17 protein-coding genes are annotated in these 20,741 nt (G+C 43.2%); all 17 read left to right on the plus strand.

Annotation, left to right across the window (positions count from 1 at the left end; all coding sequences use genetic code 11):
• Positions 1-2: 2 nt before the first annotated feature.
• The 17 genes from K6V26_RS08825 (at position 3) to K6V26_RS08900 (ending at position 20,721) form a co-directional block, all read left to right on the plus strand.
• On the plus strand, positions 3-1,004 hold the full coding sequence (locus tag K6V26_RS08825) for a hypothetical protein (RefSeq protein ID WP_046147064.1): 1,002 nt from the start codon (positions 3-5) through the stop codon (positions 1,002-1,004).
• 1 nt (position 1,005) lies between these two features.
• Entirely contained in the window at positions 1,006-1,992 is a 987-nt protein-coding gene (locus K6V26_RS08830) for a vWA domain-containing protein (protein ID WP_007656551.1), read from the plus strand.
• A 12-nt stretch (positions 1,993-2,004) separates the two neighbouring features.
• Complete coding sequence (locus tag K6V26_RS08835) at positions 2,005-3,024, plus strand: vWA domain-containing protein (RefSeq protein ID WP_007656552.1); 1,020 nt, start codon at positions 2,005-2,007, stop codon at positions 3,022-3,024.
• Between the two features lie 13 nt (positions 3,025-3,037).
• Entirely contained in the window at positions 3,038-3,787 is a 750-nt protein-coding gene (locus tag K6V26_RS08840) for a tetratricopeptide repeat protein (RefSeq protein ID WP_187386437.1), read from the plus strand.
• Positions 3,788-3,819: 32 nt separating this feature from the next.
• Entirely contained in the window at positions 3,820-5,628 is a 1,809-nt protein-coding gene (locus tag K6V26_RS08845) for a BatD family protein (protein WP_224265134.1), read from the plus strand.
• Between the two features lies 1 nt (position 5,629).
• Positions 5,630-6,397, plus strand: coding sequence for a tetratricopeptide repeat protein (locus tag K6V26_RS08850; RefSeq protein ID WP_007656555.1), 768 nt, complete (start codon positions 5,630-5,632; stop codon positions 6,395-6,397).
• Positions 6,397-7,083: a phosphatase PAP2 family protein gene (locus K6V26_RS08855; protein WP_224265135.1), complete on the plus strand. Its 687-nt coding sequence runs from the start codon at positions 6,397-6,399 to the stop codon at positions 7,081-7,083. Before K6V26_RS08850 ends, K6V26_RS08855 begins: the two co-directional genes overlap by 1 nt.
• Before the next feature lie 151 nt (positions 7,084-7,234).
• Positions 7,235-7,510 carry a hypothetical protein gene (locus tag K6V26_RS08860; RefSeq protein WP_007656557.1) on the plus strand — a complete coding sequence of 92 codons (276 nt, stop codon included), beginning with the start codon at positions 7,235-7,237 and terminating at the stop codon, positions 7,508-7,510.
• Between the two features lie 115 nt (positions 7,511-7,625).
• Entirely contained in the window at positions 7,626-8,738 is a 1,113-nt protein-coding gene (locus K6V26_RS08865) for a universal stress protein (protein WP_046147065.1), read from the plus strand.
• A gap of 540 nt (positions 8,739-9,278) precedes the next feature.
• Positions 9,279-11,648, plus strand: a complete 2,370-nt coding sequence (locus K6V26_RS08870) for a DUF4906 domain-containing protein (protein ID WP_046147066.1) — start codon at positions 9,279-9,281, stop codon at positions 11,646-11,648.
• A 277-nt stretch (positions 11,649-11,925) separates the two neighbouring features.
• Entirely contained in the window at positions 11,926-12,837 is a 912-nt protein-coding gene (locus tag K6V26_RS08875; protein WP_195585633.1) for an Rpn family recombination-promoting nuclease/putative transposase, read from the plus strand.
• 144 nt (positions 12,838-12,981) lie between these two features.
• The gene (locus K6V26_RS28535; RefSeq protein ID WP_016212987.1) at positions 12,982-13,104 is read left to right on the plus strand and encodes a hypothetical protein; all 123 of its coding nucleotides are present in this window, start codon (positions 12,982-12,984) and stop codon (positions 13,102-13,104) included.
• Positions 13,105-13,369: 265 nt separating this feature from the next.
• Entirely contained in the window at positions 13,370-15,685 is a 2,316-nt protein-coding gene (locus K6V26_RS08880; RefSeq protein WP_195585634.1) for a DUF4906 domain-containing protein, read from the plus strand.
• Between the two features lie 90 nt (positions 15,686-15,775).
• Positions 15,776-16,546 carry a DUF4469 domain-containing protein gene (locus K6V26_RS08885; protein ID WP_046147068.1) on the plus strand — a complete coding sequence of 257 codons (771 nt, stop codon included), beginning with the start codon at positions 15,776-15,778 and terminating at the stop codon, positions 16,544-16,546.
• Positions 16,547-16,828: 282 nt separating this feature from the next.
• Positions 16,829-18,397: an ATP-binding protein gene (locus K6V26_RS08890; protein ID WP_224265136.1), complete on the plus strand. Its 1,569-nt coding sequence runs from the start codon at positions 16,829-16,831 to the stop codon at positions 18,395-18,397.
• 557 nt (positions 18,398-18,954) lie between these two features.
• The gene (locus K6V26_RS08895) at positions 18,955-19,677 is read left to right on the plus strand and encodes a DUF5119 domain-containing protein (protein WP_224265137.1); all 723 of its coding nucleotides are present in this window, start codon (positions 18,955-18,957) and stop codon (positions 19,675-19,677) included.
• 120 nt (positions 19,678-19,797) lie between these two features.
• Positions 19,798-20,721 carry a fimbrillin family protein gene (locus tag K6V26_RS08900; RefSeq protein WP_224265138.1) on the plus strand — a complete coding sequence of 308 codons (924 nt, stop codon included), beginning with the start codon at positions 19,798-19,800 and terminating at the stop codon, positions 20,719-20,721.
• Positions 20,722-20,741 lie beyond the last annotated feature (20 nt).

Below are 20,741 nucleotides of genomic sequence, written 5' to 3' on the forward strand. Positions count from 1 at the left end.
GCATGCAAAAGAAAATAATAAATAAAAGCTTTCTGTTCCTTCTTCTGTTCCTGCTGGCAGGAGGGAAGATGGTGGCACAGCAGACATTGATCGATGTAAAGATCGACTCGGCTGCCATCCTGATCGGAGAACAGACTGTTTTACATTTGACGGTTACGACAGACAAGGACAAACCGGTTCAGATAGTGATCCCCAACGACACATTGATGCGTGGGGTAGAAGTGCTGAGCCTTTCCAAAGCGGATTCGTCGGTTATCGAGAACGACCGCCTGCTGATCAAGCAGGATATTCTGATAACTTCTTTCGATTCGTCATTGTATCTGTTGCCGCCACTCAAAGTAATCGACGGAGTCGATACTGTTTATTCAAACCAGGTGGCCCTGAAAGTTTCGACCATTCCTGTGAATGTGGATAAACCGGAAGAGTTTTATGATATAAAGGATATATGGAAACCGCCTTTTGTGCTGGCAGACTACTATCCGCTTATCTATGGCATATTGCTGGCTCTGTTCCTGATTTGCGTGATTGCCTATATTATTAAACGTATACGCAACAAGCAATCCCTTATCCCGTTCAAGAAACCGGAACCGAAGCTCCCGCCTCACGAGCAGGCTATCAAGGAACTGGATGAGATCAAGCAGCAGAAACTCTGGCAGCAGGGGCGCAGCAAGGAGTATTATACGTTAATCACCGAGACATTGCGTCGCTATATCGTGGACCGCTTCGATATCAATGCGATGGAAATGACTTCCGGCGAAATCCTGGACATTATCCGCAAGCAGCACGAAGCTGATTCGGTTTACGAAAATCTGAAACAGATACTTAATTTGTCTGATTTCGTGAAATTCGCAAAAATGAATCCGCTGCCTGATGAGAATGATCTGAGTATGGTGAATGCATACTTATTTATTAATCAGACGAAGATTGAAGAAGTTGCCGTTCCTGAAGCAGAGACGGAAGGGAAAGCAACTGAAACAAACGATTCTAATATAACAAAAGAATAAAATGGTATTTGCAAATCCTACATATCTGTATTTGTTATTGCTGCTTATCCCGATGATAGGATGGTATATCTGGAAGCTCTGCAAAAGTCAGGCTAGTTTGCAGGTATCATCTTCGGAGGCATTCGATGCACCGGGAGCAACTTCATGGAAAGTATACCTGAGACATGTTCCTTTTATATTAAGGATGGCGGCAGTGACGGTACTTATTATCATACTGGCTCGTCCGCAGTCGACGAATAGCTGGCAAAACACCTCGACAGAAGGTATCGATATTGTACTGGCAATGGATATTTCCAGTAGTATGCTGGCACAGGACCTGAAACCGAACCGCCTGGAGGCCTCCAAAGATGTGGCGGCTTCCTTCATCAACGGTCGTCCGAACGATAATATCGGGTTGGTCGTTTTTGCAGCTGAAAGTTTCACACAGTGCCCGCTGACGACTGATCATACGGTGTTGTTAAACCTGTTCAAGGACATTCAACCGGGAATCATCCAGGATGGAACTGCCATCGGCCTGGGATTGGCTAATGCGGTAAGTCGTATAAAAGACAGTCAGGCTAAATCAAAAGTGATTATCCTCTTGACCGATGGTGTGAATAATGCGGGTGAGATTGCTCCGGTAACGGCTGCAGAGATTGCCAAGACATTCGGTATCCGGGTTTATTCGATCGGGGTAGGGACACAAGGTATGGCTCCTTATCCGTTCCAAACGGCATTCGGGGTACAATATCAGGATATTCCAGTCGAGATCGATGAAGCGACCTTGAAACAGGTTGCGGCAACGACCGGCGGACAGTATTTCCGTGCAACGGATAATGCCAGTCTGAAAGAAATCTATTCGGAGATCGACAAGATGGAAAAGACCAAGATCAGCGTTCAGCAATATAGCAAGAAACAGGAGGAATATAAGAACTGGGCCTTGTTGTTATTCGCTTTGCTTTTGGTTGAGATTTTATTGAGAAATACATTGTTAAGAAATATACCGTAAATATAAAGGCTTATGTTTCGTTTTGCACATCCGGACTTTTTGTACTTGCTTTTCATCCTTCCGGTGTTGATTGCATTCTATGTATATGCAATCATCCTGAAGAAAAAAGCAATAAAGAAATATGGTAATCCCGAATTGTTGGCAGAGTTGATGCCGGAGGTATCTCCCAAACGCCAGCATTTGAAGTTTTGGCTATTGTTCGGAGCCATCACGATGGTTATCTTTGTTATTGCGGGACCGCAGTTTGGTTCTAAACTGGAAACCGTAAAACGCCAGGGCGTCGAAATAATGGTTTGCCTGGACGTCTCCAACTCCATGTTGGCCGAAGACGTATCACCCAACCGTCTGGATAAAGCTAAACAGATGTTGTCGAAACTGACGGATGGCTTTAAGGATGACAAGATGGGGCTGATCGTTTTTGCCGGTGACGCTTTCACCCAGCTGCCAATCACTTCCGATTATATTTCGGCAAAGATGTTCCTGTCATCCATCAACCCGTCGATGGTGTCGACACAAGGTACGGCTATTGGTTCGGCTATCAATCTGGCTATGCGTTCATTCACACCCAGTGAAACATCCGATAAGACAATTATCCTGATCACGGACGGTGAGAACCATGAAGGCGATGCTGTAAAAGCCGCTGCCGCTGCTGCCGAAAAAGGCATTCATGTGAATATTGTCGGCATGGGTGATCCGAAAGGTTCCCCGATTCCTGTTGCAGGAGCCAACAATTATATGAAGGATAAAGACGGCAATGTCGTTATCACGAAGTTGAGCGAACAAATGTGCCAGGAGATCGCAGCCGCAGGACATGGCATGTATGTCCGTGCCGACAATACCAACTCTGCATTGAAAGCATTGCAGAAAGAGATAGAGAAGATGAATAAATCGGAACTCGACAGCAAAGTCTATTCCGAATACAACGAACAATTTCAGACACTGGCATGGATCGCATTGATCCTGTTGATCGTAGACTTCCTTACCTTAGACAGGAAGAACCGAATTTTCAGAAAAGTAAAATTGTTCTCTTAATTCAATGGATAAGATGAGACGTATACGAAAATCAATGATATGGATGGGAGCGCTCCTGTTTTGCTCGGGAGCGGTGTTTGCCCAAAAGGCTGAACGTAAGAACGTACGTGAAGGAAACAAGTTGTATGGCAACGAAAAGTTTACCGAATCGGAAATTGCTTACCGTAAAAGTCTGGAAGTAAATCCCCGTTCAGTTGAAGGAACTTACAATCTGGGGAACGCCTTATACAAACAGAAAAAGTTTCCTGAAGCAGCTGAGCAATACCAGTTGCTGACCGGTATTGCTGAAAAGATGGCTGAAACTGAAGAAGGAAAAGCCCGTCTTGCAAATATATTCCATAATCTGGGCGACATTAGCATGCAGAATAAAGAGTATGACAAAAGTGTGGAAGCATTCAAACAGTCTTTGCGTTTGAATCCGGCTGATGACGAGACCCGCTACAATCTGGCATTAGCCCAGAAGTTGCTGGAAAATCAACAGAATGAGAATCAGGATCAAAACCAGGATCAGCAGAACCAGGACAAGAACGAAGATCAGGAAAATAAGGACGATCAACAGCAACAAGACCAGCAGCAGCAACAGCAAGACGACAAGAAAGAAAATAAGACTCAGCAAGAACAGCAGCAAAATGAACAGATGAGTCGGGACAATGCGCAGCAGATGCTCGATGCCTTCCTGCAGGATGAAAAGGATACGCAGGAGAAAGTAAAGAAAGCACAGGCACAACAGCAACAACGTCGCAAAACAGATAAAGAGTGGTAATTGATACAGAAAACAGAAAAAACAACAATATAATGAGAAGATTAGCTTTCTTATTCGTTCTATTTCTAACAGCCGGGGTGATGGCAAAGGCCGCTGATGTGACCTTTAAGGCAGTCGCTCCGAATGCTGTTGTGATGGGGCAACAATTCAGATTGGCGTATACCGTAAATGCTGAAGCGAAGGCAAGCGATTTGCGGATACCCGAACTTACGGATTTCGAAGTACTGATGGGGCCGTCTCTTGCCACAAGTTCGAGTACTCAGATTATTAATGGAAATGTTTCTTCGGAGGTAGCTTACACATTTACTTATATCCTGATGCCGAAGAAAGAGGGTACGTTTAATATTGGGGCAGCTTCTATCAAGGTAAAAGGAGCGAATTACACATCCAACTCGTTAAGTGTAAAAGTACTTCCTCCGGACAAGGCTGCCGAAGCAAATGGCGGACAAGCCGGAACAGGTATAGGCAAGGATGATTATTTTGTGAGAATGGAAGTTTCAAACCGGAATGTGTATGAACAGGAAGGTTTTCTGGTCACTTTCAAATTATATGCAGCACGCATGTGCGGACTGGAAGGAGTAAAATTTCCGGAGTTTGAAGGATTTCTTGCCCAGGAGATAGAGTTGCCGCAGGAAAAGCAATGGTCGCAGGAACATTACAACGGTCGTAACTATTTCACCGTTGTTTTGAAACAAACAGTCCTTTATCCGCAACGTTCAGGGAAACTGACAATAGAAAGCGGTAAGTTCGACGCTATTATCAGTATTCCGACCCAACGGAAAATAAGCAGCATTTTTGATAGTTTTGATGACATGTACGACAGAGTACGGAAAGCATTGGTATCGAGTCCTGCTACAATAGATGTGAAGCCGTTGCCTTCCGGTAAACCGGCATCGTTCTCCGGTGCGGTAGGTAATTTCACCATGACATCGGATATTAATTCCAATAATGTAAAGACAAATGAAGCTGTAACTATTAAAGTGAAGATTTCCGGTAATGGAAATATTAAACTGATCAAGAGTCCGGAAGTTGTTTTCCCGAATGATTTCGATACTTTCGATCCGAAGCCGGAAACAGATGTCAGAACGACAGCTGCCGGAGTAAGCGGAAGCAAAACGATTGAATACATGGCTATTCCCCGTTATGCCGGAGATTTTGAGATACCGGCTATCTCTTTCTCTTATTTCGATCCTAAATCAGGTGCTTATAAGACATTGAAGTCCGATCCTTACAAACTCCATGTAGAACAAGGCGAGGGGGGAAGCAGTAATTCTCCGGTCGTGTCTAATTTCAGCAATAGGGAGAGTGTGAAGTATTTGGGTAAAGATATCCGTTTCCTGAAAGTGAAAGATTTCAATTTCATTGCCAACAACGATATTTTCTTTGGATCGTTCATGTATTACATGTGCTATCTGGTACCGGCTATCCTGTTTATTGTCTTCTTCTTTATTTATCGCAAGCAAGTAAAGGAAAATGCCAATATAGCATTGGTTCGTACTAAAAAAGCAAATAAAATCGCTGTTAGGAGATTGAAGAATGCCGGCAAGCTGATGAAGGAAAACAAGAAAGAAGAGTTCTATGATGAAGTTCTCCGCGCTTTGTGGGGATATCTGAGTGATAAACTGAATATTCCTCAGGCAAGTCTGACCAAAGATAATGTGGAAACCGAATTGGCCAAATTTGGTGTGGATGATACCTTGACAAATGAGTTTATGGATATTCTGAACACCTGCGAATTTGCCCGTTATGCGCCGGCTCAGGCTTCGGATGCTATGGATAAGTTATATGAGTTAACCGTAGATGCCATTGGTAAGATGGAGAATACAATTAAAAAGCAATAAGATGAAAACGAATATAAAGATTAGAAATATATTGTTTTTTCTATTGATTCAGTGTCTGGCATGGACTGCTTATGCACAGGATGCAGCGATAAAGGAAGCTGAGACTGCGTATACCAAAGAAGATTATGGAAAAGCAATCGAGTTATATGAAGGAATACTGAAAAGTAATGGCGATTCCCCCGAGATTTATTATAATCTGGGGAACGCTTATTACAAAGCAGGAAAGATTGCCTCTGCAATATTGAATTATGAGCGGGCGCTGGTTCTTGATCCGGGTGACGCCGATGTCCGTTTCAACTTACAGATGGCACGTCAGAAGACTGTTGACAAGATTGAACCGGTAGACGGATTTTTCCTGAGCAGATGGTTCGAATCCATTCAGAATATGGGAGCAGCTGACTCCTGGGCTAAAATGGGAATCGTTTGTTTCATCTTATTCATCGGATGCCTGATCCTGTTTTTCTTTTCAAGGCAGATTCGCCTGAAGAAAGTCGGTTTCTATATCGGTGTGCTGCTTTTGCTTTGTGTGATTATGACAAATATCTTTGCCGCAAATCAGAAGAGCGAACTGGTAAACCGTACACATGCTATTGTTTTTGCTCCGACAGTAACAGTGAAAAGTTCTCCGGATGCAAGTGGTACGGATTTGTTCGTTCTGCATGAAGGAACAAAAGTGTCTGTCAGAAGTACATTAGGCGACTGGAGTGAAATAGCACTGGAAGATGGTAATGTTGGCTGGATGCCGACAAAAGATATAGAAACAATCTGATGGTAGAAAAAATATTAGTTTACGAACGGGATTTGTTCTTCATGCTTAACGGCAGCGATTCTCCTTTCCTTGACCGCTTTATGTGGTTGTATTCGGGTAAGGCAGTCTGGCTGCCGTTAGCCTTTTTTATATTGGTCGTACTGCTGTATAAGAAGAAATGGCGGGAATCTATCCTGATATTACTGGCGATAGTGCTGGTAATAACTCTTTGTGACCAGTTTGCTTCACATGTGTGCAAACCCATTTTTACCCGCTTCCGGCCGACACATCATCCGGATTTTATGGATCAGGTAAAAACTGTCTTTGATTACCAGGGCGGCCGATACGGTTTTATTTCCAGCCATGCTGCTAATGCTTTCGGTTTTGCGACCTTTATGTCATTGTTGTTCCGTTACCGGCTGTTTACATGGACGATCTTCCTTTGGGCTGCTCTTACCGCTTATACCCGTGTATATCTGGGGGTCCATTTTATTTCGGATATTGTTCCCGGAGCGATCGCAGGAGTATTCTTTGGCTGGTTGGTATATTGGCTATATGTCAAAGTCCGTCCGGTAGTTACCGGTACAAACAGTAATGCCAGTGAGCTATATTCGATCGGGCAGAAGCGTCTGATCGTATATGCGATTTTCATTGCTGTTTTAATAATAGCAGTATTTAATGTTCAATTAGTTGCCTGTTTAAGATAAAATAAGCAGTTACAGTTAAATATACACATGTCGTAAAGCATGTTTGCTAAAAGGTTTATTTTAACGAAATAATTTGTCCCTCTGATTTATATTGCTTAAGTTAGTGCCATTAATTAATAAACGAAGTATTAACCTTCAAAATAAGGAAACCATGACAAAGACAATCACTTTTAATGAATTGCGCAGAATTAAAGACCGTCTGCCTGACGGTAGTACTCATCGTATTGCAGATGAGTTAGGTTTATCAGTTGAAACTGTTCGTAATTATTTTGGTGGATATAATTATAAGGATGGTAAAAGCTGTGGAATACATATCGAACCCGGACCAGATGGTGGTTTGGTAGTTCTGGATGATACAACAATATTTGAACGTGCTTTACAGATACTGGCGGAAACAGAGGATGTATCTGAAGCACAGCAGGCGTAAAGAATTTTACAGTACATAAAAAATCCCATAGCTGACTAAACAAAAACGCTGTGGGATTTTTTTTATTAGTGATATTAGCATTTTCCGATTGTTTAATCTATAAAAACACACGAGTATGGAAGATAAATTAGTAACATTAGCTATTCACACGTTCGAGAAAGCTCAGATTCTCAAAACAATACTTGAAACGGAAGGAATTGAAGTTTATATACATAATGTAAATCAGATTCAACCGGTCGTTTCGGCAGGAGTGCGTGTGAGAATTAAGGAAAGCGATCTGCCTCATGCCTTGCGCATAATAGAGGACAGTAAGTGGCTCAGTGAGGATACGCAGGAAGAAGTTGCAGCCCCGCAGGTGAAAAAGATCCTGATCCCGGTTGATTTTTCTGATTATTCCATTAAAGCTTGTGAACTGGGTATTAATTATGCCTATCATGCAGGTGCGGAAGTAATGATCATGCATGCTTATTTCAGCCCATATTTTCCTTCGGCAATTCCGATGGGAGACACGTTGGCTTACCAGGTAAATGAAGAAGAGTCTGTACAGAACGTGTTGAAACGTGTACAGATCGATATGGAGAACATCTGCACATTGATCAATCGTAAGATGCAGGCTGGCGAATTGCCTAAGGTAAAATATAATTATGTATTACGGGAAGGTCTGCCTGAAGAAGAAATCCTCGCATATTGTAAGGAATATCATCCTACGCTTATTGTCATGGGTACGCGTGGAAAGAGCCAGAAAGATATGGATCTGATCGGTAGTGTCACCGGTGAAGTGATAGAAGTGAACAAAGTACCTGTTCTGGCAATTCCGGAAAACATACGCTTCAATGATTTTAGCGAAGCCAAAAATATTGCATTCGCTACTTCCTTCAACCAGCGCGACCTGGTGGCTTTCGATGAATTTATGGACCTGGTGAAGGGATATGATATTCATATTCATCTGTTCAATATATCGACAAGTAAAGACGAATGGAACGAAATACGTCTGACTGGTGTCCGCGAATATTTCCTGAAACAATATCCGGATGCAAACATTACCCATACGGTGCTGGCCGACGGGGATTTGTTGCTGGCTATCGAAAAGTTTGTCCGCGATAAACAAATCGACATGATTGCATTAAGCACATACCGTCGCAATATTCTAGCACGTATGTTCAACCCGTCGATTGCACGCAAGATGCTATTTCACACCGATACACCGTTATTGGTGATGCATGCTTAATACTTAAAATATATAAGAGAATCGTAGCCCCGGTAGTTGTTTGCCGGGGCTTTTTTTATACAATTCCTAAGCCGGAGTTGTACAGCTTTTGGTGTGCATTTTTAGTAGTAATCCCGTATTGTTAATGTGCGTAAAAAAAGGAAAGAGAGAGTCAGAAAAAAACGGTAAAAATAGAAAATGGAGAGTTTGAACGACAGTTTGAATCTCAACGGGAAGAGAAAAAAGCGAAAATACCTTTCTTTTATAAGAAAGAGAGACTGTATCAAAATGATTGATAATCTAGCGTTATCGACGGCTAAAGTAGCAACTTTTAACGACAGGAGCAAGGTTTTCAAGTAGTATTTTACTACAATTTGATAATATTGAAATAACGCCATCCTTTTGGGCGTAGAAGTTTTTTGATTTACTGCAGAGTGTAATGTGTTGAAAAACAGCGGTTATACGGAAAGCGTCAGTCCCAACTCTCTTTCTTATAAAAGAAAGAGATTCTGACAAATTGTTAAAACGGCGCTTTTGATGTAGTAAATTAATGATAAAAGGATGGCAGGTATAGGACACAAATTAGAAAGGAAAGGAGTCATAATGACACTTTTATCACTGGTATTAATAAGCACAGGTTGCGAGGAACGGATCGACAGTCCGGCGGTGAATCCGTTGGAAGGAAAGATAGTGGAAGTAACGCTCGATCTCGGCTTTGCCGACGAAAAAGACGGATATACTTTGTCTGCACCATCGACAACAAAATCGAATGGAGCCGCTTTCAATTACGCACTTCAACCGGCAGTAACCACGAAAGGAGCGGAGAGTTCCCTGAAACCTGACAAGCTCTATAACCTGGAAATACAACAGTATGATCAGAACGGCAATCGCATAGGAGGCATGAATGCAAGTGATGTTGCTGATCACGAAATCGGTTCCGCTTTTAGTCAGATTTTGACAGCAAACTCCGACTGCCAATTGGTGATCGTGGCATGGGGAAAAGGTAACACTAGCACTACCTTGGGTACTGGTAGTCTGGCATCCTCCCAAACTAAAAGTATTAAAGCCTCCGTTATATCCGAGTTAAATCCGTCCAATCAGGAGGATATGAACCAGATGCCTTATGTTCTGCATCTGGAACATGTATGCGTAGAAAACAATACGATTAAAAGTATTGAAGGTAAAGATGTCCGCCTGTTGCTGCGTCGACTCGCAACCCGGCTGACGCTGAACTGGTCTTATTCATACAGTGATTATCAGTTAAAACAAATCCTTTTGCAAAGTATTCCTCTTGATTATAAAGTAGTGACTGCTCCAGATAAAAATGATAAGACATATCCTTCCTTACTGGACCAATACACAACTATACAATTGACGAGTTCCCAAATAGGTACCGGAAATTATTCTTGTTGGGTTCCGGCTAACGTGCGTGGAACGAATTCATTAGCAACCTCCCAGACATACCGTATTAAATCGAATGCCCCGACGGGTAGTTCGTATGTCGATTTTATTGCAGCCAATACTTCTGACCTCAAAAAGAAGTTGAGTTACCGTGTCTATCTGGGTGGTTCTGAATCGACAGACTTCAATTTGTATAGTAATACGGATTATAATTATACGGTAAAGATCAGTCATATTGACTTACCTGTCAATGACCGCCGTGTAACGATTATCGATCCGATAGCGGCATCCGAGAATAATAACAATCTGGTGCCGACTGCCAACTGTTTCATGGTGGCTCCCGGTGGTGCATTCTGTTTTAATCCGTATACATTTTATATAAATGGAGAAACGCAACTTAATGAACAATTACATGACTGGTGTTCTACTATAAAGATTCAATCTGTTAAAGTATTATGGCAGACGAAAGAAAATGGTGATGTAGGTGATCCTGTGCTAGGAGTGGTTAATACATTAGCCGATCATTCAAATATTGTTGATATAAAGAATGGTGAAAGTTTTACGGATGCCCGTATTTATTGTCGTGTCGCTCCAAATACGACAGGAGGTAGTGGACTGATTGCCGCTTATGATGGTGCAAATGGAACAGGAAATATTCTTTGGAGCTGGCATATCTGGGTCACAGACTATAGCCCTGATGCAAAAGGGAATGCCACGGTTCTTACGCCGGAATATAAACGAAAACAAAAATATACTTATAACAGTGACCAATTTCCTATGATGGATCGTAATTTAGGAGCTATGGCCGGTTATACGAATGTGCCTTCTGACCCGTTAGGGATGTCGAAAGCAAATGGATTTCATTATCAATGGGGAAGAAAAGACCCTTTTCCCAGCAGTTACTCAGCAAGTATAAGGAGTGAGGTTTCAGGGGTAAGCGAACCTTTACCTGTTCCGGATATGTTGAATCAATATGGTCCGGATGGTTTATCATATATTGTAAAACAAGGTGTAACTCAAAATGTGTCACTTCAGGAGGCTTATCGGCATCCAACCGTTTTTTATTATTGGGGAATAACTTCTGCATTTACTACCGCAAACTCATGGAATGACTCTAATAATAATAAAACAATTCACGATCCTTGTCCGGTTGGTTGGCGTATTGCTTCAAGAAATAATTATAAGGCATTATTTCAATCAGGGAACTTTAATTTCAATACTTGGGTAACGGGTAATGCAATGAGTCAATCTACCTCACAGTCAGACGGTGGTTATGTGCTGTATTATGAAGCAAAAGGTTCTGGAAATACCACTTATTATAGAATGGCTGGCTATAGAGTTACTACCGATATTTTCAGGCATATAGGAGAGTGGGGATTTGTATGGACCAGAGAAGAAGGGAGTAATATTCATCAGGGTAGTTGTTTTAATGTAAAAAGTAATATTGACTCAAACTGGGGAGCTTCTATGAGGGATAATATGAATAAATGTGATGCACATACAATACGTTGCATTCAGGAACAGAAATAGCATCAAATATTGCCTCTTCTCCTTTTCGAGAAAGGGTAAGTAAAAATACAAAGGTAATTTCCCCGGACCTGCCAGCAACCGGGGAAAACGAGTTCTTTGACATGATGAGATTGATAAGATAGAAAGGGGAGTGAGGCCCTTTTGTAGACTGAAAAAGGATCATATATATAATGTATAGCAGTTCGTATGTTTTTAGAGCATATATCTTGCATCTTATGAAAATAAATGCATATATTTGTCGCACGCTCACTATGGGCGCAACTAAAAACTTATAACTATGAGCAAATTTATTAATCCTTTCTCGGATTACGGGTTTAAACTCATTTTCGGGAGTGAAGTCAGTAAAGACTTAATCATCAGTTTTCTAAATGGAGTTCTCCATGACGAAGTAATCATCAACATCACTTTTCGCAATGTCGAAATGCTGGGCCTGAAGCAGGATCAGCGTCGTGCAGTATTTGATATTTTTTGTGAGAATGAGAAGGGGGAGTTCTTTATTGTGGAGATGCAGAAAACCCGTCAGAAATACTTTTCCGACCGTATCCTGTATTATGCTTCGTTTGCTATCCAGCAACAGTCTATTGTAGGCCGTGAAAAACTGTCACATTTGACGGAAGAAGAGCGTAAGAAACATTGGGATTACAATATAAATAAGGTATATATTGTCTGTATCCTTAATTATGTGATGTCTCCCGGGTATCCGGATAAATACCGCTGGGATGTGGTGCGGATGGACCGTGAACTGAAGATACCTTTTAGCGAAACGCTGAACGAAGTGTATTTAGAAATGCCGAAATTTGTATTACCTTTGTCGGAATGCAAGACCATTTACTTAAAATGGTTGTATGTCTTAAATAATATCGAAATAATGGAACGTTTACCGGATGAACTCAACAACCAACTATTCCAGAAGCTCAAAAGCATAGTGGAAATAGAACGTATGTCTGCCAACGAACGTTTGGAGTACGAACTGAGTCTGGCTGTCGAACGCGATTTGCTTTCTGCCATTGATGCCAGTTTTGAAGATGGCGAAATCAAAGGCGAAGAGAAAGGTATAAAAAAAGGTATAAAGCAAGGGCGTGAAGAAGAACGCAAAGAAATAGCTCAAAACTTAAAATCCTTAGGTCTGTCTTTAGAAGATATTTCAAAGGCAACCGGTCTTACTTCCGAAGAGATCGAGCAACTCTAACATTCCCCCTGAATCTTATCAATCGCATCTGTAAAAAATAACAGATGCACCCAATAGTTACGCAGCACCCTGCCGGGTGTTGCGCTGCTTTTTCGTGTGTCTGAATGCAATAGTTAATGTGCGTAAAAAAAGGAAAGAGAGAGTATGAAAAATACAGTAAAAATAAAAAACGTAGAGTTTGAACGACAGTTTGAATCTCAACGGGAAGAGAAAAAAGCGAAAATACCTTTCTTTTATAAGAAAGAGAGTCTGTATCAAAATGATTGATAATCTAGCGTTATCGGCGGCTAAAGTAGCAACTTTTAACGACCGGAGCAAGGTTTTCAAGTAGTATTTTACTACAATTTGATAATATTGAAATAACGCCATCCTTTTGGGCGTAGAAGTTTTTTGATTTACTGCAGAGTGTAATGTGTTGAAAAACAGCGGTTATACGGAAAGCGTCAGTCCCAACTCTCTTTCTTATAAAAGAAAGAGATTCTGACAAACTGTTAAAACGGCGCTTTTGATGTAGTAAATTAATGATAAAAGGATGGCAAGTATAGGACACAAATTAGAAACGAAAGGAGTAATAATGACACTCTTATCACTGGTATTAATAAGCACAGGTTGCGAGGAACAAATCGACACTCCGGCGGTAAATCCGTCGGAAGGAAAGACGGTGGAAGTAACGCTTAATATTGGCTTGGCAGATGAAACAGACGGATATACCCTGTCCGCGCCATCGGAAACTAAATCAAGTGTTACCGCTTTCAATTATGCTCTCCAACCTGCAATGGCAACGAAAGGAGCGGAGAGTTCTCTGAAACCGGACAAACTCTATAATTTGGAAATACAACAATACGATCGTTCCGGCAATCGCATAGGAGGTATGTCGAATGTAATTGCGGAACAAGAGATCGGTTCTGCCCTTAAATTGACTCTGACAGCAAATATCGACTGCCAACTGGTGATCGTAGCATGGGGTAAAAGTAATACAAGTACCACATTGGATACTGGCAATCTTACATCTGCCCAAACTAAAAGTATTGACGCCTCCGTTATATCCGAGTTAAATCCGTCCAATCAGGAAGATATGAACCAGATGCCTTATGTTCTGCATTTGGAACATGTATGCGTAGAAAACAATACGATTAAAAGTATTGAAGGTAAGGAGGTCCGTTTGTTACTTCGTCGTTTGGCAACCCGTTTGATACTGAACTGGTCTTATTCATACAGTGGTTATCAGTTAAAACAAATCCTTTTGCAAAGTATCCCTCTTAATTATAAAGTGGTGGCCGCCCCAGATAAAGATGATAAAACATATCCTTCTTTACTGGACCAATATATAACCATACAATTAACGAGTACCCAAATAGGTGCCGGAAATTATTCTTGTTGGGTTCCGGCTAACGTGCGTGGAACGAATTCATTAGCAACCTCCCAGACATACCGTATTAAATCGAATGCCCCGATGGGCAGTTCGTATGTCGATTTTATTGCAGCCAATACTTCTGACCTCAAGAAGAAATTGAGTTACCGTGTCTATTTGGGTGGTTCAGAATCGACAGACTTCAATTTGTATGGTAATACGGACTATAATTATACGGTAAAGATCAGTCATATTGACCTACCTGTCAATGACCGCCGTGTAACAATTATCGATCCGATAGCGGCATCCGAGAATAATAACAATTTGGTTCCGACCGCAAACTGTTTTATAGTAGCTCCCGGTGGAGCTTTCTGTTTTAATCCTTATACCTATTATGTAAAGGGGAATCCGGTAGAAAACTCATTGTTACAGGGATGGTGTTCAACAAAAAAGATTCAATCGGTAAAAGTATTATGGCAGACAAAAGAAAACGGTGATGTTGGTGACCCGGCATTAGGGGTCGTAACATCTTCTGACGATCATACAAATATTGTTGATCTTAAAAATGGTGGTGATTTTGGAAATGCACGAATCTATTGTCGCGTGGCTCCCAATACTACTGGAGGTAGTGGTGTAATAGCAGCCTGTGATATTGATGGAAATATACTTTGGTCATGGCATGTTTGGATAACGAATTATTCTCCTTCGGCTACAGCCAACGAAACAATTCTTACACCAGAGAATAAGCGTATCCTTAAGTTGGAAAGAAATGGTGTTAGTTATAATCCGATAATGGACCGTTGCTTGGGTGCTTATGACGGATATGTTTCAGTTCCTAAACAGATTGTTAATATGTCGCGTGCCAATGGATTCCATTATCAGAAAGGTCGTAAAGATCCTTTTCCCGGAAGCTACCCTTCGGAAGATTTAGGAACTCAATATCATTTTACAATTGACGGAAAACAACCGCCTAGACATTGTCTGAATCGGTATGAGCCGGATGGTATTACTTGGATAATGCCGTCAAGTTTGGATATGACTTCTTTACTGTATGCATATCAACATCCTGAATCACTTGGTAGTGGCTGGAATCATGAGTGGGCACGTTTTAGTCCCGTACCAACCTGGAGCACTGATAAAACTATACATGATCCGTGTCCTGCCGGCTGGCGCGTTCCATCTAAAAATGAGTTACAAATTTTGGTTGATTATAATCAGCCCAATCAAAATTCAATCCTATCTAACTATAAAATTGAAGGAGGAGCTCTTTTCCAATATGACGGGACAAGCAATCGGACTTATATGAGATTTTCCGGTTATCCAGTGTCGGTAAGTCATATTGCTAATATTGGTTACGCTGTATATCTCCAAACAAACCAGACGCATCAAATATTCTATGCGCAAGGAAACGGTGGAGCAGAATCAACAAACGGAATCACTTTTGTAAATAAAGACAATTATGATGCAAATAACATTCGTTGCATTCAAGATAAATAATATTCACCCTGCGTGGCAAAAATTAAAAGTCCGACACCGTGCCGGAACAAATAAAACAGCATTAGTATTAACAATTAAACATGAAACATCATGGAAGATTACAACAAAGAGTATTACTGGGAATTTTATCTGCGTGATAACCCATTGACAAAAGACAATACGAAAGACTGCATTGCCGAAGTGAAAACCGGTCCGAAAACCCTGACCAAAGAAGATACGGCCCGGGAAATCAAGCGCACCGGCTCCGAACTGAAGTTGCCGACTATCCTTTCGGTAACGTCGCAGGACAGTGATATCATTCTCGAAGCCTTGTTGAACGGCGATAGTGTGACAACGGACCTTTGCCAGTTCTCCCCGCGTATCCTGGGTGCTTTCGAGAACTCGGATGCTCAGTTCGATCCGGCTATCCACAAACTGACATTCGACATCGTTCCGACTAAAAAGCTCCGTGACGCCTTGAAAAACGTAAAAGTGATCAACATGGGTACAAAAGCCGACGTGGCCCGTATCAGGCTTGTCACCGATACTCTGACCGGCCTGTTCGACGGATCGATTACGGCAAGCGAAGATATTATGATTACGGGCAATAACATCAAAATAGCCGGCGATGACGCTGTCGTAGGTGTCTTCTTCGTTGCTGGCGACGGCACAACGACCAAAGTGACTCGCCGCCTTACCCAGAACGACCCCAGCAAGGTGATCGCCCGTGTTCCGGCGTTGGCCGATGGTAGCTATACATTGCGTATCGTCACACAGTTCAGCCAAAGCAGTACGACTTTGAAAGAAGCACGTACCCTGGAATATCCAACGAAGCTGGTGGTAGGCGACTCCGGCGGCGGAGATCGTCCTGAAATCGAATGATTTGCAGGGAGGGTCGATGTAGCGTTGCATCGACACCCAGTGCAGCGTTGCATCGACATCGAGTGTAACGTTGCACTTACACCCAGTGCAACGCGGCATCGACTGTCGATGCAAAAACAAGCGTTCTTTGACATGATGAGATTGATAAAGAAAAGAAATAATGGGCCAATGTGCTAATGTGCCAATTTTGATAAATCTCAAACTATTTACTATATCCATTGGTATATGCAACATTAGCATATTATTCTTATCTTTGTGTTCGTGCTTAAAAACAACAGAGACATGGAAACAACACCGATCAGAAAACTCCCGGTAGGGATACAGGATTTTACCTCTTTGAGGGAAGACGGATATCTATATGTAGATAAGACTGCATTGGTTTACAAAATGGTAACTACCGGCAAACCTTATTTTCTGAGCCGCCCGCGCCGTTTCGGTAAAAGCCTGCTGCTTTCCACACTCGAAGCTTATTTCCTCGGACGGAAAGACCTGTTCAAGGGACTGGCTATCGAACAACTGGAGAAAGAATGGAAAGTGTATCCGGTGCTTCATCTGAGTCTCAATGCGAAATTCTATGAAACGAAAGAGAGCTTGGAACAAATACTGGAAGGTCATTTTATTCAATGGGAAAAACTATTCGGTAAAACAGATGAAGAGTTAGGTTATGAAGAACGTTTCATGCAAATCATCCAACAAGCCTGTGAGAAAACAGGAGAGAAGGTAGTCGTCCTGATCGACGAATACGATAAACCTCTGTTACGTACATTATTTAATGATGACCTGCACAACGTTTACCGCGAAATGCTGACCGGCTTTTACACTGTCCTGAAAGATGCTGACCGCTACCTGCGTTTTGTATTTATTACCGGAGTGACAAAGTTCTCGCAACTAGGTATTTTCAGTAACCTGAACCAGCTGATGGATATCAGTATGGCTCCTGCTTACGCAACGGTTTGCGGTATGACAAAGGTAGAAATCGAACGCGACTTCCAACCCGAACTGGCTGCTCTTGCCGCCAGGAACAAGCTGACATACGAACAAACAGTAAATGAAATGACAAAACGTTACGACGGATATCATTTCTCGGAATTCCTGGCGGACGGTATCTATAATCCTTTTAGTGTACTGAATGCACTGGTTCAAGAGCGTTTCAGCAGTTACTGGTTCGCAACAGGAACCCCTACGATGCTGGTCGATATGCTGAAAAAGACCGACTACGATCTGCGCCAGCTGGACGGCATGGAAGTGCCGGCAGCCGCACTGACCGACTACCGGGCAGACTTCCATAACCCGGTGCCGATCATTTATCAGAGTGGATACCTGACGATTAAGAGATATGATCCTATAAAGAATTTCTTCATACTCGATTATCCGAATGCCGAAGTGGAATATGGATGGTTGAATTTCATTACTCCATATTATACACCCTTATCGGAATCCATTGCACCGTTTTATATCGGTAAGTTTTGGGATGAGTTGCGTGCCGGTGATGTCGATGCATTTATGGAACGGCTGCGTGCTTTCTTTGCAGACATTCCCTATGAACTGAACGACCGGACCGAACAGCATTACCAGATAATCTTCTATCTGGTCTTCAAACTGTTGGGGCAATATGTAGAAGCCGAAGTTCGCAGTGCCCGTGGTCGTGCGGATGCAGTAGTAAAAACAACCGACTACATCTACGTATTCGAATTCAAACTGGACGGTTCGGTAGACAAAGCCCTCCAACAAATCGATGACAAAGGCTATCTGATCCCATACACAATCGATGGCCGCCAGTTAGTCAAAGTCGGTGCCGACTTCAACAAAGAAGACCGCAACATCGGCGAATGGAAAGCCGTTTTCTGCTAATAGGCGGGGTTCGCGGTAGATGAAAATATAGAAAGAATTGAACTATCCCGTTCCCGTGCTTGACACGGGATCGCAAAGGGACAGACCGTATCAACTTTCAACGAGGCTCGCCTCGTGCCGCAGGCTCTCTTTTGCCGTTGGTTTCAACCAACGGTTTTAAATACAGGAGGCAAAGCCTCTTCTTCTGTGGGATTTATCCCCTTTCATAATATAATATCCGGAAAGGGGTTGAAACCCACAGAGGAATCCGGAAAAACCGGAAAGATTATCTATCCGTCAGTTGAAACTGACGGCAAAAGAGAGCCTGCGGCATGGGGCTTTGCCCCATTAAAGAGATACAAATAGCTCATATTTGAGAAATTCTGAATCTATTACTATCTCCATTGGCACATTAGCAAATTAGCACATTAGCAAATTGGCTCATTATTCCTTTTCTCTTTATCAATCGCATCTGTTGTAAACGATAAATAAAACAGATGCACCGATCGTTACACGGCATCCCCGGAGGATGTCGTGCCGCTTTTCGTGTGTCTACGAATAATTTATAAACAAAAAATATGAGACTGAATAACTTAGTTGCTAAACCGTTCCTGCTGGCTGCCGCCTTCGTTTTGTTGGCCGCCTGTCATGATGACGACAAACCTGAACCCGAACATGAAGGGGAGGGACAACTCATCGTCACGGTCGAAAACCCCGGCGCACAGGCACTGGCTCTCCGCATCTTTGGCGACGGACTGACGGAACCGCTCGAAAGCCGGTTCGATGCAGCAAATGCGACAGGCAAACTTGACAAATGGCTGCCTGCCGGACAGTATGACGCCCTGCTCACGACCGACGATCCGGAAACGGTCACGATAGACGGTACCGATGGCTTTGCCACGGCTACCGCAACAGTTCGTGTCCCCGAGGGATCAACAACAATGCCTGCGCTGGATACACCTGTCTATGTCGCCAGCCGTTCGGGCATATCCCTTACCGAAGGAAAGACGAATGAACTGACACTTCAACCCGAAGATATCCGTAAGATACTGCGTCTCACGGTGACGGCCCCCGGCAGACAGATCGCCGGTTCGCTGGATGCTACCTTGCAGGGCATTGCCAGGGGAGTAAATCTGGCTACAGAAGAAATAACATCTTCTGCGACTCTCGGCATGCTTCTCCCGACTCCCGATGCACAGAAGGTTTGCAGCACAACAGCCGGTATCCTCGGTATTGCCTGGCCGGAGGACGTCGACCCCGGTACATCAAGCGACACCCATCTGCTGACATTATCCTGGTAGGGTACGGACGGAAAAAAGCAAACCTACAGTGAAGATGTCTCGTCACAGCTCTACCGGGCAACCGAAACAGGTGCCGACACCCTCGATGTGGCCATCGCTATCCCCGAAGAAATTACCCCGGTGCCTATACATTTATATACAGGTATTCGCACCCGTGCCATTGTCGATGTTTTTGACGGTACCCCCATCAACATTGCAGCCGGAAACACAGCCGGTCAATATTCCGACAGTTGGGAGGGCGAAGCTACCGATAACGAAATCGTCCTGTCCCCCGAACGCTATTATCCGGCCGACGGTTCGCCCGTTTATCTGCGTGGCTATTATCCGGCAGCCCCACTCAACAACGGCAAAGTGGAATATACCCTGACCGGGCAGGAGGACCTGATGCTTTCGGTAGAACAAAACGGCTCGGTTACCGAACAGTTCGATGCCGTAAAGACACCGCTCACATACCGCCACCTGCTTTCGCAACTGAACTTTACACTGAAACTGAAAGGAGCGACCGACAGTTACCGTATCCGTTCTGTTCATATCAACGGCCTGGCCTCGACAGCCATTGTCGACCTCGGCTCGGAATCGATAGAACCCCTAGGGAATGCCGGACCGGTTGTTATATATACCGATCCCGGCACCGGTGGTTTTCCGATCACCAACGGAACCGTGACATTACCCGGCTACGTCCTGGTACAACCGGAAGCAACGCTAACGCTCGATCTGGTGCTGAATGTAGACGGCAATCCGGCAAACGACAAGACATTCAAAGACCTCCCCGTCAAGTTTGATGCAGGCGGTAGCGAAGGCGGCAGTGCCTACGAAGTAGAAATCTCGCTGGAAGTCCCCGACACTCCGGATATACCGGACGAACCTGATAATCCCGATAATCCTGATGTTCCGGACGACCCCGATACACCTGACGAGCCGGATAATCCGGATATTCCCGATGACCCCGGACCAGAAAACGGCATTAAGGTAACAGTCACCGTCAAAGTGACCGACTGGAATCCGGGTGACCAGGGAGGCGTAACGGTAGATCCTTACAAATAACGATAGAATTTATATTTCAC

The organism is Parabacteroides goldsteinii (assembly GCF_020091425.1).
GTDB classification, from domain to species: Bacteria; Bacteroidota; Bacteroidia; order Bacteroidales; family Tannerellaceae; genus Parabacteroides; species Parabacteroides goldsteinii.